General features: G+C 66.9%; 17 protein-coding genes and 1 tRNA gene. 12 read left to right on the top strand and 6 right to left on the bottom strand.

Features of this window, described 5'->3' with window-relative positions:
* Positions 1–47: 47 nt before the first annotated feature.
* The 5 genes from PLZ73_06205 to PLZ73_06185 form a co-directional block, all read right to left on the bottom strand.
* Positions 48–956 carry a glycosyltransferase family 2 protein gene (locus PLZ73_06205; GenBank protein HOO77465.1) on the bottom strand — a complete coding sequence of 303 codons (909 nt, stop codon included), beginning with the start codon at positions 954–956 and terminating at the stop codon, positions 48–50.
* Between the two features lie 67 nt (positions 957–1,023).
* Positions 1,024–1,983 (bottom strand): glycosyltransferase family 2 protein, encoded by a 960-nt coding sequence (locus PLZ73_06200; GenBank protein ID HOO77464.1) that lies wholly within the window; start codon positions 1,981–1,983, stop codon positions 1,024–1,026.
* Complete coding sequence (locus PLZ73_06195; protein ID HOO77463.1) at positions 1,964–2,329, bottom strand: DUF2304 domain-containing protein; 366 nt, start codon at positions 2,327–2,329, stop codon at positions 1,964–1,966. The genes PLZ73_06200 and PLZ73_06195 overlap by 20 nt, the downstream gene beginning before the upstream one ends.
* The gene (locus PLZ73_06190) at positions 2,319–3,059 is read right to left on the bottom strand and encodes a glycosyltransferase family 2 protein (protein ID HOO77462.1); all 741 of its coding nucleotides are present in this window, start codon (positions 3,057–3,059) and stop codon (positions 2,319–2,321) included. Before PLZ73_06190 ends, PLZ73_06195 begins: the two co-directional genes overlap by 11 nt.
* A 9-nt stretch (positions 3,060–3,068) precedes the next feature.
* Positions 3,069–4,250, bottom strand: coding sequence for a glycosyltransferase (locus PLZ73_06185; protein ID HOO77461.1), 1,182 nt, complete (start codon positions 4,248–4,250; stop codon positions 3,069–3,071).
* A 168-nt stretch (positions 4,251–4,418) separates the two neighbouring features.
* On the opposite strand from PLZ73_06185, the gene PLZ73_06180 reads away from it, so the two are divergent.
* From PLZ73_06180 to PLZ73_06170, 3 genes are read left to right on the top strand one after another with little or no spacing between them, the layout of a single operon-like run.
* Positions 4,419–5,741 (top strand): amidohydrolase family protein, encoded by a 1,323-nt coding sequence (locus tag PLZ73_06180; protein HOO77460.1) that lies wholly within the window; start codon positions 4,419–4,421, stop codon positions 5,739–5,741.
* A gap of 9 nt (positions 5,742–5,750) precedes the next feature.
* Positions 5,751–6,221, top strand: a complete 471-nt coding sequence (locus PLZ73_06175; GenBank protein ID HOO77459.1) for a hypothetical protein — start codon at positions 5,751–5,753, stop codon at positions 6,219–6,221.
* Positions 6,214–6,684, top strand: a complete 471-nt coding sequence (locus PLZ73_06170; GenBank protein ID HOO77458.1) for a hypothetical protein — start codon at positions 6,214–6,216, stop codon at positions 6,682–6,684. The genes PLZ73_06175 and PLZ73_06170 overlap by 8 nt, the downstream gene beginning before the upstream one ends.
* 19 nt (positions 6,685–6,703) lie before the next feature.
* On the opposite strand, the gene PLZ73_06165 is transcribed toward PLZ73_06170, so the two are convergent.
* Positions 6,704–7,798, bottom strand: coding sequence for a hypothetical protein (locus tag PLZ73_06165; protein HOO77457.1), 1,095 nt, complete (start codon positions 7,796–7,798; stop codon positions 6,704–6,706).
* A 197-nt stretch (positions 7,799–7,995) separates the two neighbouring features.
* Here PLZ73_06165 and hisG point away from each other — a divergent pair, with 197 nt between their 5' ends.
* The 9 genes from hisG (at position 7,996) to rpsF (ending at position 15,294) form a co-directional block, all read left to right on the top strand.
* Positions 7,996–8,883 carry an ATP phosphoribosyltransferase gene (gene hisG, locus PLZ73_06160; GenBank protein HOO77456.1) on the top strand — a complete coding sequence of 296 codons (888 nt, stop codon included), beginning with the start codon at positions 7,996–7,998 and terminating at the stop codon, positions 8,881–8,883.
* A 146-nt stretch (positions 8,884–9,029) separates the two neighbouring features.
* On the top strand, positions 9,030–10,442 hold the full coding sequence (locus tag PLZ73_06155) for a tetratricopeptide repeat protein (GenBank protein HOO77455.1): 1,413 nt from the start codon (positions 9,030–9,032) through the stop codon (positions 10,440–10,442).
* The gene (gene ispE / locus PLZ73_06150; GenBank protein ID HOO77454.1) at positions 10,439–11,326 is read left to right on the top strand and encodes a 4-(cytidine 5'-diphospho)-2-C-methyl-D-erythritol kinase; all 888 of its coding nucleotides are present in this window, start codon (positions 10,439–10,441) and stop codon (positions 11,324–11,326) included. The genes PLZ73_06155 and ispE overlap by 4 nt, the downstream gene beginning before the upstream one ends.
* Before the next feature lie 114 nt (positions 11,327–11,440).
* Positions 11,441–11,512: transfer RNA gene (locus tag PLZ73_06145), tRNA-Gln, on the top strand.
* Between the two features lie 134 nt (positions 11,513–11,646).
* Positions 11,647–12,621, top strand: a complete 975-nt coding sequence (locus PLZ73_06140) for an NTP transferase domain-containing protein (GenBank protein ID HOO77453.1) — start codon at positions 11,647–11,649, stop codon at positions 12,619–12,621.
* Between the two features lie 2 nt (positions 12,622–12,623).
* The gene (locus PLZ73_06135) at positions 12,624–13,589 is read left to right on the top strand and encodes a ribose-phosphate pyrophosphokinase (GenBank protein HOO77452.1); all 966 of its coding nucleotides are present in this window, start codon (positions 12,624–12,626) and stop codon (positions 13,587–13,589) included.
* Positions 13,590–13,610: 21 nt separating this feature from the next.
* Positions 13,611–14,252 (top strand): 50S ribosomal protein L25, encoded by a 642-nt coding sequence (locus tag PLZ73_06130; protein HOO77451.1) that lies wholly within the window; start codon positions 13,611–13,613, stop codon positions 14,250–14,252.
* Complete coding sequence (gene pth / locus PLZ73_06125; GenBank protein ID HOO77450.1) at positions 14,249–14,857, top strand: aminoacyl-tRNA hydrolase; 609 nt, start codon at positions 14,249–14,251, stop codon at positions 14,855–14,857. The genes PLZ73_06130 and pth overlap by 4 nt, the downstream gene beginning before the upstream one ends.
* Positions 14,854–15,294, top strand: a complete 441-nt coding sequence (rpsF, locus tag PLZ73_06120) for a 30S ribosomal protein S6 (GenBank protein ID HOO77449.1) — start codon at positions 14,854–14,856, stop codon at positions 15,292–15,294. Before pth ends, rpsF begins: the two co-directional genes overlap by 4 nt.
* Positions 15,295–15,306 lie beyond the last annotated feature (12 nt).

Genomic DNA, 15,306 nt, shown 5'->3' with positions numbered 1-15,306 from the left:
CAGGGCCAGGCCCGCCACGGCCCGCGAGCTGACGCCGCCGCCTGCCGTCATCGGCTCTTCATCCCCCCGACGCCGCGGAAGTAGTCGGAGAGCCCCCGTCCCCAGGTTCGCAGCCCTTCCCCGAGCGGGGTCCGGGATGTGATCAGGGTGAAGAAGAGGGTGTAGCCCATGATGAAAAGATTACGTTGCGGCCGCCAGAACCAGGGCATGGGGAGCCGGGTGTTGAGCGCCCGCAGCTGGTTGCGGGTGGAATAGTAGATGATGGCGCTGGACCCTTCGCCCCCCATGGAGACGCTGACCTTATGGTAGACCAGGGACTGGGGGACGACCAGAACCTGCTTGCCCGTCCGGCGGACCCGGAGACAGAAGTCGACGTCTTCGAAGCAGAGAAAATAGCGTTCGTCGAACAGTCCCACCGTTTCGAAAGTCTCGCGGGGAACGAGCATGACCGCGCCGGAGACAGCGGAGACGTCCTCCACCCGGCCCGGAGCCTTGGCGACGGGACGGCCGCAATGGGGGGTGAGGATACGGCCGGTCAGGCGGTTGACGGCGATGCCCTGGCTCCAGACCAGTTCGGGATCCCGGGCGTAATTGACCCGGGGGGCGAGCACCCCGGCCCGGGGATTTTTGGCGGCGGCTTCCAGCAGCTTTTCCAGGAACCCGGCGGTGACGACGGTGTCGTTGTTGAGCAGGCAGATGAAATCGGCGCCGTCGGCCAGGGCGCGCTTGATCCCGGTGTTGATCCCTCCGGTGAAACCCCGGTTCTCGGGAAGCCGGATCAGGGTGATCCCGGGGTAACGCCGGGCGACCAGCTCGGCGGAACCGTCGTCGGAGCCGTTGTCCACCACGATCCGGTTGAGCCCGTCGTAGCCGAAACGGTCCAGGGAGGTAAGGCAGTCGAGGGTGTCTTCCAGCCCGTTCCAGTTGAGGACGACGATGGCGATTTTCGGATTCATGCCCATGCAATATGGAGGAAAAACCGCGCTTTGGCAACCGGCTTTACCCTGTTCCCGCCGCCGCGCCTCAACCCAGATCGAAGATCTTTTCGAAGCGCTCCGCGGAGATAATCCGGGATTTCTGGATCTTCCGGCGCTGCTCCAGCAAGCGGGGGAGCCGGCGGAGGAGGGAAATCTCGCCCCGGACGGCGGCCGCGGCGTGGCCCTTGAGCGTGAGATAGAGGAGCGCCCGGGCATGGGCGCCGAGGACGGAGGGGAGACGGCGCCCCAGGACCCGTCCGGGGAAGTTCTTGACGGCGACGGCGGCGGCGTTGCGGAAGAGCAGTTCCGAGGCCAGGCGGGGAAACCCCGCCGCCGTCGCCCCCCCCCGATGCCGGCCCGCCGCCTCCGGGACGTAGCTGCAGACATGCCCCCGCAGCCGCGCGCGCAGCCCCAGGTCTATGTCCTCGAAATAAGCGAAGAAACTCCGATCCCATCCCCCGCATTCGTCCAGCACCCGTCGGCGGATCATGCAGGCGGCCCCGCTGGCCCAGAAGACCTCCGCCGGGAGGTCGAACCGCCCCCCGTCCGGTTCGCCCACTCCCCGGTCGCGGCCGAACCCGCTGGGGAGCACCAGGTTGCCGGCGCTGCTGATCCGCTGCGGATTGTGCGCCTGCACCAGCTTGCCGGCCGCGGCCGCGGTCTCCGGGTGCGCCTCCATCGCCGCAACCATCCGTTCCATCCATTCCCGGCCGAGGACGACGTCGTCGTTGAGAAAGACGAGCAGGGGAGAGCGCGTTCTCAGCCGGCCTTCCTCGCAGGCCCCGGCGAATCCCAGGTTTTCGGCGTTGCGGACGACGTCGACCCCCGGGTAACGCTCCCGCGCCCGGGCCGAGGAACCGTCGCCGGAGGCGTTGTCGACCAGGACGGTCCGGAAATCGGAGAAGGACTGGCGGCGGAGGGCCTCCAGACACTCGCCCAGCCAGCGGTCGCCGGCCAGGTGGGGAATGACCACGGTGACGGGCGGATCAGGTTTCCCCGTCTCCATCGCGGGTTTCCCGTCCCACGCGTTCGTCCAGAAGCGCCAGTTCCTGGGTCAGGCGTTTGACCTGGTCGGTGAGGCGCGAAATCTTGATGGTGAAGTGGAGGTTGATGAAAACGATGAAGGCGATCCCGAAAAAGAAAACGGTGTTGACCGGAAGCTGGATGCCCAGGAAACGGGTGATCGTCCCCAGGAGATCCTGCCAGAGGGAAAGCAGGCCGATGACCGCTCCCACCAGGAGCCAGAGCCAGGCGTACTCTTCCCGAAGTTTGCGCCTCCGCACGGCTTCGATGATGAAGGCCAGCAGCCCCGCCGCCACCGCGATCGCTATCAGTTGCTGTTTAAGGGGCACCGCCCGGCTCCTTTGCAGGTTTTTCCCGCCTCCCCAGTATGGCCACGAAGGTGGAGAGGAACATCTTGTAGATATAGTAAAGGATTTTCCAGCCGCGGTGAAGGTTGACCGAGCGCGTCGGCCCCACCGTGACCGGGACCTCGACGATCCGCAAGCCCCCGTAATGGGAGGAGATGATGACGTCGGCGTCGGGAAAATGCTGGGGATAGAAACCCCGGGTGTAGAGACGCAGGGTTTTGCGGTTCATTCCCCGGAACCCGTTGGTGGGGTCGGTGATGCGTTTGCCGGTGAAGACGGAGCAGGTCAGGCCGAATATCATCATCCCCAGGCGCCGTGCGGCCGGCACCCGGTAGGTGCAGGAACCGATGAACCGCGAGCCCACCACCAGGTCGGCCCCGGTCCCCTCCAGGGCGTCGAGGAAGACCGGAATCTCGCGGGGGGTATGCTGGCGGTCGGCGTCCAGATGGATGACGAATTCGTAGCCGCGGCGGAGAGCGTAGAGGAACCCGGTCTGTCGGGCGGCGCCGTCTCCCAGGTTGAAGGGATGGCGGACGACCGCGATCCCGTCGGGAAGGGGGGGGGGGACGTTGGAGCCGTCGTCGACCACGAGAATGTCGAGACGCGGGTAGACCCGCGCTATCTCCCGGGTCAGATGGCCCAGGGTTTTCTCCTCGTTGTAGGCGGGGATGACGACCAGGACCCGGTTTCGATCCTGCTTACGTTCGGCCATGGGGATCAATCACTCCGTCAAGCCCTCATAGAGCCGGTCAATGGCCGATTGTACGTCTTCGGGGGCGAAATGTCTGCGGATAAACTCGGCTCCCCCGGCTCCCAATCCGTCGGCCCGGGCGGGATCGTCCAGAAGCGAGCCCAGGGCGGCGGCGAACTCTTCCGGCCGGTCGGCCAGCAGCAAGTGCCGGCCGTCGCGCCCCCCGATCCCGGCGTTGGCCGCCCGGGTGGCCACCACCGGGACGGCGGCGGCCATCCCCTGCAGGATCTTGACGATGATACCTCCCGCCGTGCGCAGAGGGACGGCGAGCGCGTCGGCTTCGGCCAGGAACGGCTCGATGGACTCGACCCCGCCGGTGACGATGAAGGAGTCGCTCTGGAGCCGCCGCAGCCAGGAAGGAGGGTTTTCGCCCACGATCCTGATCCTGGCTCCGGGGTGCCGTTCCCGCAGAAGGGGAAGGACCAGGCGGTGGAGAAACCGGGCGGCGTCCTGGTTCACGGGCCGGTGCATCGCCCCGATGAAGACGATTTCCCCGTCCCTGCGCGCGCGCCGTTTCAGGCGGAAGAAGGAGGGGGGGAGAAGGGGGGGGAGGACGAAGCTGCGCACCCCGACGTCCCAGGAGTCGATGACCCGGCGGTCTTTGGGAGAGAGGGCGAAGGCGTTGCCGGCCCAGATCGCGAACCACTTTTCCCAGTACCGGCTCAGTTCCCACTCCCGGTAGAGCAGGAATTTATGGAGCCCGCGGGCCCGGCGGATTCTCTGGCGCAGGACCGGGGTGACGACGTCGTGGTAGACGAGGACGCGGGCGGTCCCGCGGGGAACGAAGGGGAGGTACTGGCCCATGTGAAAGTACTCGAACTGGACCAGGTCGAAACGGTTCCCCGCCGTCATCTCCCTGACGGCCTGCGCCATCCGCCGGGAGTGCGTGGCCACTACCGGGTAAGGGTGGCGCAGAAGCATGGGCAGCCGCCGCAGCCGGCTGCTCCATCCCCTCCGGGCGGGGACGGTCCGGGTCTCCCGGAACCGGCGCGAGGTCTCCTCCAGAAAGGGGATCTCCTCCCCGCGGATGAAGGAGAGGAGGGAGAGGTCGTGCCGCCGCCCGAGGTGTTCGATCCATTGCGCTGTCAGCTGTCCTCCGCCGTGACGGATGTCCCGGTAGGGGAAGTCGGAGGTTACGAGCAGGATCTTCACGACCCGTTATTATAAGGACGGGGCCTGGGATTGCAATCGTCTCGGGGAGGGAGAATGCCGCTGGCCCCCGGCGGAAGCTCCTGCTAAACTCTGCCGGGTTCGCGGTCCCGGCGGCCCGTTTCGGGCGCCCGCGGCCGAGGACGTCCGTCGAACAGGAGAGAAGAAACTATGGTCCCATCCGGACACGATCTGGTTTTGGCCGGGGGGACGGCGGTGCTGGCGCAGGGCCCCCGCGCCGCCGACATCGGCGTCGCCGGGGGGGCGATCGCGGAGATCGGGCCCCCCGGATCCCTGCGGGGGGAGCGGACCCTTTCGGTCTCGGGGATGGTGGTCATGCCCGGCGGCATCGATCCCCACGTCCACCTCCAGCAGTTGACCGCCAGCGGGCAAACCTCGTCGGACGGGTTCCGGTCCGGTTCGGAAGCCGCCCTCTGGGGGGGGACGACGACCCTGGGGGATTTCGCCTATCCTCTGCCCGGGCAGCGTTTGCTCGATTCCTGGAAGGAACGCCGGGAGGCGATGACCGCGGGCTGCCGCTGCCGCTGCTTTCTCCACCAGGCCTTCGGCGACGAGGTGCCCGACCTCGAGGCCCAGATCGACGAGGTGATGGCGGCGGGAGCCCGATCCTTCAAGCTCCACATGAACGACCCCCGGGTCGATGCCGGTTTCGTCGAGCGGGTATGCCGCCTGCTGGCTCCGCGGGGAGCCCTGCTCATGGTTCACGCCGAGATGGGGGCCGGGATCCGGGCCAACGTCGCCCGCCTGCGCCGGCGCGGGGAGTTGGGCGTCGCCTCCCTGCCCCGTTGCCAGCCCGCGGCACTGGAAGCCGAGGCCATCGACCTGTTGCTCTCCCGCGTCTCCCGTTTCGGCACCAGGGTCTATATCGTTCACCTGACTTCGGAGCGCGGGTTGGACGTGATCCGGAGCTACCGCCGGCGGGGAGTGGCGGTGGAGGCCGAAACCTGCCCGCAGTACCTCCTGCTCACCGAGGAGGTTTATGCCCGGCCCGGAGGCCACCGTTATACCTGCACGCCGCCCTTTCGGACCGACCGGGACCGCGAGGCTCTCTGGGGGGCCTTGGCCGGGGGGGAGGTTCAGACCGTGGCCACCGATCATTGCCCGTTCTGGGCCGCGCAGAAGGACGCCGGGGAAGGTGATTTCACCCGTCTTCCCATGGGCCTGCCGGGCGTGGAGAACCGTGTTCCCCTCTTCGTTACCGCCGCCCGGGAACGGGGTTTCGGCTGGGAGCTGATCGCCCGGCTCCTTTCCACCAACGCCGCCGGGATCTTCGCCCTGCCCGGGAGGGAGGGAATCGCTCCCGGGGCCCCCGCCGATCTGGTCGTCTACCGGCCGGACGGCGTCTCCCGTCTCCAGCCGGCCGAGCTGCACATGCGCTGCGATTTTTCCCCGTACGCGGGCATGGAGCTTCGGGGAGAGGTGGAAACAACCATGCTCTCCGGGCGCCTCTGGCCCGGGGATTTCGTCGGGTAGGGGCCGCTCGTGTTTTCCGACCGCGGCCGTGTCCTCAAAATGGCGGCGCTGGCGCTTCTGCTCGTCGCCTTCTGCGCCCATTCCCAGGCCGTGTTTTACGAACCGACGCTGGCGGAGTGCCTCTCCGACCCCGCCGCCTTCGACGGAACCGTGGTCCCCGTCGCTTCCGGCGCCACCCTGGGGCCCATCGCGGCGGACCGCTTCCGGGTCCATTCCATCGACGGCGACTTCTCCGTCTCCGTTCCCGGGGGGACTTCCGGTCTCGGACTCAGGGAAGGGGATTATTTTTACGCCCTTACCGTTTTCCGGAACCGGCCCGGGGGAGGGGAGCTGGAGCTGACCGCAGTTCAGACCGCCCCTCTGCGGAGAATGAAGATAGCCGTTTCCGCGCTGCCGGTTCTGCTGGCGGCCGTCCTGCTGGCGCGGGTCCTGCGCTGGCGGAAGGGGGCTTTTTACGTCGCCGGAGAGGACGATGCCTGATCTCGTTACCCATTTCGCGGGCGCCTGGCTGGCGGGCCGCGCCGCCGGCCTGAAACGCTTCGCTCCCGTCTTTTATCTCGGGGCCATCCTCCCCGACCTGGTGACCCGTCCCATCCACATCGTCTGGCCCCGGGCGTTTCCCGCCACCCAGCCGTTCCACGCCCCGGCGGTTCTGTTCTTTCTCTGCTGGCTGCTGGCCCTCTGCTTCCGCCGGAACCAGCGCGTCCGGATTTTCTGGCTGCTCTACGGGGGGTGCCTGTTGCACGCGGCCATGGATATGCTCCAGAAGCACCTGGTCGGGGGGTATATGTGGCTCTACCCCTTCACCACCCGCACCTTTTCCCTGGGGTTCGTCTCCCCGGACCGGTTCGTCGCCTTGCTCCCCCTGACGCTGGCGGCGGTTCTCGTCGCCGCGCTCCTGCTGGATTTGCGCCGGCGACGCCGCCGGCGCGGAGCGGACTGAGGTAAGGCCGTTCGACCCGTCAGGTCCGCTCCGGCGTTTCCTCTTCGCCGGCGTCCCCGGAAACTTCCTCGGCGGGCGGTTCCGGCGGAGGCGCCTGCTCTTTCGCCGGGGATTTCTTCCGGGAGGATCTGCGTTTGGGAGCGGGCGGTGGCGGAAGCGGTTCGGCGTCGACCCCGGCCGGTTGCTCGGGTTCGCGCTCCTCCCGCGGCGGTTTCAGTCCCAGATACGAGAGGGTCCCGGCCACGCTGAAGGTGACCAGCACCGAGCCGAAGATGCCCAGTTTGATCAGCCAGACGATGACCCCGTAGACGAACCCGGCCAGGACCAGGGTCCATCGCCCGGTTACGGGATCGGGGCTGGGCGGCCAGATACGGGGCATGAGGAAGGGGCAGGCGATGTTCAAGCCCCGGGTCCAGTCGGGAACGTTGGTTTGAATATAGTAGAACTTGTTCCCCATCACGACCCCGGAAATCGCGGCGCTGTACCCCAGCGCCCAGAAGAGCAGCCCCACCGTTATCGCCGAGACCGCCGCCGCGATCAGAAAATGGCCGAGAAACCGGATGGTGTGGCGGCGGAGGAAGTCGACCAGCTCGCTCACCGGCCCTTCCTGGCCGACCGCGATGATCGTAGGCAGAAGCATGATCCCGAAGGCCAGAACCAGGATGGCCGCGATAATGGCTACGGCCAGGGGGAAGGTGAGGGCCGGGGAAAACATCCAGGCCAGTTCCCCGACCCAGGGGATGCTGCCGAGAAGATCGATGACGGCGTGAACCGCCACCAGGGCGGCGATGACGGCGAATATTTTGATGGGGGAGAGAAAGATCTGGCCGCCGGCGGCGCCGCGCGGCGGAGTCCCGTTGATCTCCTCCAGGGTCCGCGCCGCCACCGCGGTCATCCCCCACAGGACCAGGAAATAAATAACGATGTCTCCGACGAACATGATGATCTGGGCGAACCAGGCGGCCCCCGCCGAGGCCGGGGCGATCCATCCGAAGACGAGCCGGATCAGGTACGCGACCAGGAGAACCCCGGTCAGGCGCAGGATCTTGGCCGGTTTCCAGGTCAGTTCCAACAGGCGTTGAATGCCCACCCGGTCGGGGGTTTGCTCGCTCATCGTTCCCTCCTTGTTTGGCGCGGGTTCGGCGCAATCTCATACAAGCTCTCGTTTATTTTAACGGGGAGGTCCTACCCGGTCAAGGGCGCGGGTCCGGCTTCGGCGCCGAAAATACTTGTATTGAGACGGGTCTTCACTAATAATTGCCGTTCTGCTGCCCCGGGGTTCTCGGGGCGCCTGAAAACGGACGGAGAACGATGACTGCCGACCTGACAAGACCGATCAAGCTGGGGTTGCCCAAAGGCAGCCTGCAGGAATCCACCTTCGAACTTTTCCGCAAGGCCGGTTGGCGGCTTTCGGTCCGGGGGCGTTCTTATTACCCCGCCATCGACGATCCCGATATCGAGCCGGTGCTGATCCGCGCCCAGGAGATCCCGCGCTACGTTCAGATCGGCGCCCTGGACGCCGGGATGACCGGGCTGGACTGGATACGGGAAAACCGGGTTCAGGTCCGCGAGGTCTCCAACCTCGTCTACGCCAAGGCCGGGTTCCGTCCGGTCCGCTGGGTCCTGGCCGTTCCCGAGGATTCTCCCTTCCGGAAGGTGGAGGATCTCGAGGGCAAGCGCGTCGCCACCGAGGTCGTCCGCCTGACCGAGGATTTCTTCGCCTCCCGCGGGGTGACCTGCGAAGTCGAGTATTCCTGGGGAGCCACCGAGGTCAAACCGCCGCAGCTGGTCGACGCCATCGTGGAACTGACCGAGACGGGGTCGTCGCTGCGGGCCAATAAATTGCGGGTGATCGAAACCGTTCTCGAAAGCACGACCCGTCTGATCGTGAACGAGCGGGCGTGGGAAGACGCCGGGATCCGGGCCAAGATCGAGAACATGGTCCTGCTGCTGGAAGGGGCGATCAACGCTCAGGACAAGGTGGGGCTGAAGATGAACGTTCCCCGCCCGTCGCTGGAGAACGTGCTGGACTGCCTTCCTTCCCTGCATTCCCCGACCATCTCCGAACAGAAGGACCCCGCCTGGGTGGCGGTCGAAGTCATCATTCCCGAAAACGAAGTTCGTCAGCTCCTCCCGGGCTTGAAAGCGGCGGGGGCCCAGGGGATAATCGAATACCCGTTGAATAAGTTGATCCTGTGAGAGCCGGCCCGGTTTTCCGGGGACAGAACCAGAAAGCAAACGGAGGCAGCTTCAATGCCTTGCGGACGGAAAAAGCGCAAGACCAAGATCGCCAAGCACAAGCGCAAGAAGCAACTCAGAAGAGATAGGCATAAGAAGAAGAAGAGATGAGCCTCCGGCCCGATCGCCGGTTGTTTCCCCTCCTGTTGTTTCTGCTCCTGGCGTCCGCTTTCGGCCCGGTTCCGCGCTCATCCGCCTCCGGGCCCGACCGGGACTTCGCTCAAGCCCACGCCCTCTACGCGGTGGCGGTGGCGAGTATGCTCCATCATCATCCGGACGAGGCCGTCGCGCTTCTGCGGCGGGTGATCGAACTCGATCCGGACGCCTACGAGCCCCGGGTGAAATTGGGGGCGATTCTCCTGGGCCGGGACGAGGCGGAAAAGGCCGTTCCCCTGATCGAGCGTGCCCGCGACCTGGCGCCTTCCCTCCCCCGGGTGGGGATGCTGCTGGGGGCGGCCTATCAGAAAGCGGGACGGATCGGCGATGCCGAAGTCGAACTGGAGCGGGTGATCTCTTTCGCGCCCCCGGAAAAGTCCCCCTACCTGCTCCTGGGCGGTCTCTATCAGGCCGAGGAGAAGAAGGAGGAAGCGGCACGGGTTTACGAAACCGGCCGGCGCGCCCTTCCCGACCTGCCCGAGTTTCCTTTCAAGCTGGGGTTGCTCTCCCTCGACGGCGACGACCCGGCCGCCGCCGCCGATCTTTTCCGGGAAGCCCTGGCCGTCGATCCCGGGTTCGGGGACGCATGGCTCCCCCTGGCGTTCGCCCTCGATCGGCAGGGCCTCGGCGAGGAAGCCGCGGAGTGGTACGAGAAAGTTTCCCGGGACGCCCCCGGCAATACCGCCGTCTACGAGCGTCTGTGGCGCATCTACCTGGAGCGCGGGGAGTATAACCTGGCCGCCGGCAAACTGAGAATGCTCACCACCCTGGAGCCTCTTTCCGCCCAGGCCTGGTTCGCTCTGGGCATGGTCGAGCACTTGCGGGGGGATTACGGGGAAGCGGTTTCCGCTTTCGAGCAGGCCCGGAATCTGGGGCTGGATTCGGCCGAACTCTACCTGGCGCTGGGCGCGGCACTGGAGAGGAGGGGGAGATTTCAGGACGCCGTCGACAACCTGGAAAAAGGGATCTCGGCCGACCCCAACAACCCCATCGGGTACAATTACCTGGGGTACATGTACGCCGAAAAAGGCGTTCGCCTGGACGAAGCGGAAGAACTGATCCGCCGGGCCTTGGAGCTGGACCCCGGCAACGGGGCGTTTCTCGACAGCCTGGGCTGGGTCTTTTACCGACGGGGGGACTACCGCGCCGCCCTCGAGAACCTGGAGAAGGCCGCCGAAGCTTCTCCGGACGAGCCCGAGATCCTGGAACATCTGGGGGACGCCAGTTTCCGCCTGGGAGAAGACGCCGCGGCCCGCGATTACTGGCGCCGCGCCCTGGAAGCGGAACCGGAGCACCCCGAACGCCTGGAGCTCAAGATCGAGGAAGGCCTTCCCGCGGCTCCCGGGTCCGCTCCTTCCCCATGACCCCCTCCGTTCTCCGCCTTCTGGCTCCCTGCAAGTTCAACCTCTACCTGGACGTGCTTTCCCGCCGTCCCGACGGCTACCACGAGGTGATCACGGTGATGGAGCCGCTCGATCTCGCCGACGTCCTCGTCCTCGAACCGGCCGGAGCGGGGATAACGGTCACCGCCGACCGTGACGACGTTCCCGACGGTCCCGGGAACCTGGCCTACCGGGGGCTGGAACTGCTGCGCCGCCGGCTCGGCGTCGCCGCCGGCATCAGGGTTTCCATCGGCAAACGCATCCCCGCCGCCGCCGGGTTGGGGGGGGGCAGTTCCGACGCCGCCGCCGCCCTCGCCGGTGCCTGCCGCCTCTGGGGCCTGCCGCCGCCGCCGGGGCTGCTCGAAGAGATCTGCGCCGAACTCGGTTCAGACCCGGCGTTTTTTCTCCATCCCGCCACCTCTCTCTGCCGCGGGCGGGGGGAGGCGGTCGCCCCGCTGCCGCCGGCGCCCCCCCTGCAGGCGGTGCTGGTCAACCCCGGCGCGCCCCTTCCCACCGCCTGGGCTTACGGGGAGATCGACCGTCTTCCCCCCCGCCGTCCCCCCGGAGTGGAGCCGCTGCTGGCGGCCCTGGAGGGGGGGGACCTGGAGGCGCTGGCCCGTTCGATCTACAACGTCTTCGAGGAGGTAGCCCGCCGCCACCGCCCCGACGTGGTCGAAGTGATCGATTTCCTCCGCGGGCGGCTGGAACTGGGCGCCGTCCTGGCGGGGTCGGGGGCGACCGTCGTCGGCTTGGCCCGGTCCCGGGAAGAGGCCGAAGCGGTCGGGCGCGAAGCGCGCCGGGCGCTGGGGCCGTCCGTCTTCGTCGCGGTCGCCTCCAACCGCGTTCCCCCCCCGGTTTCCGGCTGAGGATATTCCCCTTGACGGAGGGGGGGCGGATGGTAAGATACGCCCGCAATGTCTGCCCAGAAGAGGCTTCCGCGCCGCGCGCAGCGAGCCGAACCTGGTAAGGCTCCGATTGTATGCCCGGTGGTGTAATTGGCAACACATCGGCCTTTGGAGCCGAGTTTCGAGGTTCGAGCCCTCGCCGGGCAGTCACCGGCACCGATTTTTCGGGGAGCGTTCCGGCGCGTCCCCGGCCGGTGGCTTTTCCGCGAGCGCTCTCCTTGGACCCGGACTCCGCAGGTCCGGTGCGCGGCCGGTCGCCCGCCGGTTATTAAGGAAGAGAGATGTCGAAGAAAAACGCCAGCAGCTGCGCCTGCGTCATTCTGGCCGCGGGGGAGGGGAAACGGATGAAGAGTTCCCTGCCCAAGATCGCCCACCTTCTGGGAGGGCGTCCCCTCCTGGCTCATGTTCTGGACGCGGCGGCGGCGGCCGGCCCTTCGGCTCTGTTGGCGGTGATCCCCCCCCGGACTCCCGCCCTCGAAGAGATACTGCGGGGCCGCGCCGAAGCGGTGATCCAGGACGAGAAGCTGGGAACGGGGGACGCGCTGCGCCGGGCGGCCCCCCGCCTTCGGGGGCTGGAGGGGGAGGTCGTGGTCCTCTGCGGGGATGTCCCGCTGATCCGTCCCGAAACCGTGGCCGGGCTCCTGGCTCTCCACCGGGAGCGGGGCTGGGCCGCCACCGTGCTCGGTTCCGTCGTCGACGTTCCCCGGGGATACGGCCGGATCGTCCGGGGGGAAGACGGTCTGGTCCGGAAGATCGTCGAAGACGTCGAGGCCGACGCCGCCCAGAAGGATATCCGGGAGATCAACAGCGGGATATACTGTTTCTCCTCCCCGGCGGTTTGGGACGTCCTGGAAAAGATCGGGAACCGCAACCGCCAGGGGGAATACTACCTGACCGATGCCGTTCACCTGCTGGTGAATTCGGGCGCGCCGGTCGGGACCATGTCGGTGCCCGCTTCCGAGATTCTGGGCGTCAATTCCCGCCGCCAGCTGGCGGAGGCGGAAAAGGTGTTTCAAGCCCGGGCCTGCGCCCGGTTGTGGGAGAACGGGGTGACCGTTCTCTGCCCGGAGACGGTCTACCTGGAGGCGGGAATCGAGGTCGGCCCCGACACCGTTTTGGGGCCGTTCGCCGCCGTCGAAACCGGCGCGGTCATCGGCCGCGGCTGCCGGCTGGGGCCGTTCGTCCGGGTTTGCGCGGGGGAAAAGATCGCCGACGGCGCCGTGCGCTCGGGTGCGCCGGCCAACAGGGGGGAATGACGATGAGAAACCACAAGCTCATGATCTTCACCGGGAACGCCAACCCGGGCCTGGCGGCCCGGATCGCCGAATCGATCGGAGTCGAGCTTTCTCCCGCCGAGGTCGGCCGGTTCCCGGAGGGCGAGGTCCGGGTCCAGATCTCCGAGCCGGTCCGCGGGGGAGACGTGTTCCTGATCCAGGGGACCTCGCCGCCCACCAACGAGAACCTGATGGAGCTGCTGGTGATGATCGATGCCCTCAAACGGGCTTCCGCCACCAGGATCACGGCGGTGCTGCCCTTTTACGGGTACGGCCGCCAGGACCGCAAGGATCGGCCCCGGGTTCCGATCAGCGCCAAGCTGGTCGCCAACCTGATCGTGGCGGCCGGGGCCGATCGACTTCTGACCATCGATCTGCACGCTCCCCAGATCCAGGGTTTCTTCGATATCCCCGTCGACCACCTCTACGCCGCTCCCGTCTTCATCCGCCATTTCCGCCACGCCTTCGCCGGGGGCGCCCTCAACAACCTGGTGGTGGTCTCGCCCGACGTCGGAGGCATCAAGATCGCCAAGCATTTCGCCAAGCACCTGGACCGGCCCCTGGCGGTGGTGGACAAACGGCGCCTCGGCGACCGCCATACCGAGGTCAGGAACGTGATCGGAGAAGTCTCCGGAAGCGATATCCTGGTGATCGACGACCTGGTTTCGACCGGCACCTCGCTGGCCACCGCCATCCGGACGCTCAAGGAGAAGGGAGCCCGTCGGATCTCGGTCGCGGTCACCCATCCGGTGCTGGCGGGCGATGCCGTCGCCGCCCTGCTCGATTCGCCCATGGACGATATCTGGGTCACCGACACCATCCCCCTCAAGGAGGACGCGCTCGGGTCCGACCGGTTTCACGTGGTTTCGGTCGCCGAGATGCTGGGGGGGGCGATCCGAAGGATTCACGACAATACCCCGATCAGCATTCTGTTCGATCATCAGGAATAACCGGGTAGCAAGGAGAAGAAAATGGCCGAACATGCCAAGCTCACAGCGGTCGCTCGCGACCTTACCGGGGGGAGCAACCCCCGCCGTCTCCGCCGCCAGGGACTGATTCCCGCCGTGGTTTACGGAGGCAGGGAAGGCGTCCGGTCCGTCGCCGTCAGGGACGAGGACGCGGTCCGCGCCGGCGTTCACGAAAACCAGCTTCTGGAACTGTCCCTGGAAGGCGAAGCCGAAACCCTGGCCATGGTCAAGGAGGTCCAGCTCCACTATATCTCTCACCAGATTCTCCACATCGACCTGCAGAGAGTCGCCAAGGGGCAGCAACTGACCGCCGAGATCCCGGTGGTCGAGGTCGGGGAAGCGATCGGGGTCACCCGTGACGGGGGCATCCTCGAACACCTGCTTCGGGAGATCGAGGTCCGCTGCGTTCCTTCCGATCTTCCCGACGAGATCAGAGTCGACGTCAGCGCCCTCGAGATCGGGGATGTCCTGACCGCGGGAGACCTCGTTCTGCCGGACCGGGTCGTCCTCGTCACCGACCCCGAACAGGGAGTCTTCACCATCACCACCAGCCGGGCGGCGGTAGCCGAGGAGGCCGAGGAAGGCGCCGAAGCCGCGGAAGGAGAAACCCCGCCGCCGGCGGAGGAGGAAGAAGCGAAGTCGTGATCTTGAAAGCAATCGCCGGTCTCGGCAACCCGGGCGAACGCTACCGGAGAACGCGGCACAACGCCGGCTTCTGGCTGGTGGACGCCCTGGCCCGGGAGGGGGGGATCTCCTGGAAGAAGCGTTTCCGCTTCGCCGCCTGGACCGGCGAGGGGACCTGGAGAGGCCACCGTTTGATTCTGATCAAGCCCGCGGGGTTCATGAACAACAGCGGCCCCCCCCTGCGGACCGTGATCGATTATTTCAAGGTGCCCCCGACGGAACTGCTGGTGGCCGTCGACGACGTGAACCTGCCGGCGGGCCGGCTGCGGATCCGCGCCGGCGGCGGCGCGGGAGGCCATCACGGTCTGGAATCGGTTATCGGGACGCTGGGGACCAGGGAATTCCCCCGGTTGAGAATCGGGATCGGGGGCGGGGCCCGGAACGACCTGACCGGGCACGTCCTGGGCGAGGCGGGGGATGAAGAGATCGCGGTCTACCGCCGGGCGATCGAGCGCGCCGTCGAGGCCGTGGGCGTCGTCCTCGAATACGGATTGGAAAAAGCCATGAGCGAGTACAACCCGGGGCCGGAAAACGGCCCGGGCGAAGAAAAAGGAGGAGCCAGTTGAACCACTATGAAATGGTATGTATCCTGGCCCCCGGCGAGGTCGGCGAGGACCGGCCCCAGCCGGAGGAAGTGGTCGGGAACGAGATCGAGAAGATCGGGGGGAAGATATCGTCGGTACACCCGATGGGCCGCCGGCGTTTAGCCTATCCTATCGGTGAAACCGCCGACGGCGTCTACCTGCTGGTGTACTTTTCCGCCGATCCCGCCGGTCTCGAACCGCTGCGCGCGAGCATGAAGCTCAATTCGGCCGTGGTCCGGGCTTTGATTTTAAGAGCCAAGGCTCCGGTCGAAGTCCGGATCGACGAGGGCGCGGAAACTCGCCCCTCCCGTCCCCTCCGGCCTTTGTCGCGCCGAGACGACGAGGACGAGTCCGGCTCCGGGGACGACGAGGGGGACGATGACGATGACGGAAGACCCCCGGAGTCCGATGCGGAATAGGGGTTGTTTGTC

Source organism: bacterium (assembly GCA_035380285.1).
Lineage (GTDB): Bacteria > Auribacterota > Erginobacteria > Erginobacterales > DAOSXE01 > DAOSXE01.
This window is presented reverse-complemented; position numbering and strand designations above follow the sequence as displayed.

Coding starts and splice junctions, on each gene's coding strand:
- PLZ73_06205 (HOO77465.1), bottom strand. CDS start 956: ATGAATCCGAAAATCGCCATCGTCGTCCTCAACTGGAACGGGCTGGAA.
- PLZ73_06200 (HOO77464.1), bottom strand. CDS start 1,983: ATGGAGACGGGGAAACCTGATCCGCCCGTCACCGTGGTCATTCCCCAC.
- PLZ73_06190 (HOO77462.1), bottom strand. CDS start 3,059: ATGGCCGAACGTAAGCAGGATCGAAACCGGGTCCTGGTCGTCATCCCC.
- PLZ73_06180 (HOO77460.1), top strand. CDS start 4,419: ATGGTCCCATCCGGACACGATCTGGTTTTGGCCGGGGGGACGGCGGTG.
- PLZ73_06170 (HOO77458.1), top strand. CDS start 6,214: ATGCCTGATCTCGTTACCCATTTCGCGGGCGCCTGGCTGGCGGGCCGC.
- PLZ73_06165 (HOO77457.1), bottom strand. CDS start 7,798: ATGAGCGAGCAAACCCCCGACCGGGTGGGCATTCAACGCCTGTTGGAA.
- hisG (HOO77456.1), top strand. CDS start 7,996: ATGACTGCCGACCTGACAAGACCGATCAAGCTGGGGTTGCCCAAAGGC.
- PLZ73_06155 (HOO77455.1), top strand. CDS start 9,030: ATGAGCCTCCGGCCCGATCGCCGGTTGTTTCCCCTCCTGTTGTTTCTG.
- ispE (HOO77454.1), top strand. CDS start 10,439: ATGACCCCCTCCGTTCTCCGCCTTCTGGCTCCCTGCAAGTTCAACCTC.
- PLZ73_06140 (HOO77453.1), top strand. CDS start 11,647: ATGTCGAAGAAAAACGCCAGCAGCTGCGCCTGCGTCATTCTGGCCGCG.
- PLZ73_06135 (HOO77452.1), top strand. CDS start 12,624: ATGAGAAACCACAAGCTCATGATCTTCACCGGGAACGCCAACCCGGGC.
- PLZ73_06130 (HOO77451.1), top strand. CDS start 13,611: ATGGCCGAACATGCCAAGCTCACAGCGGTCGCTCGCGACCTTACCGGG.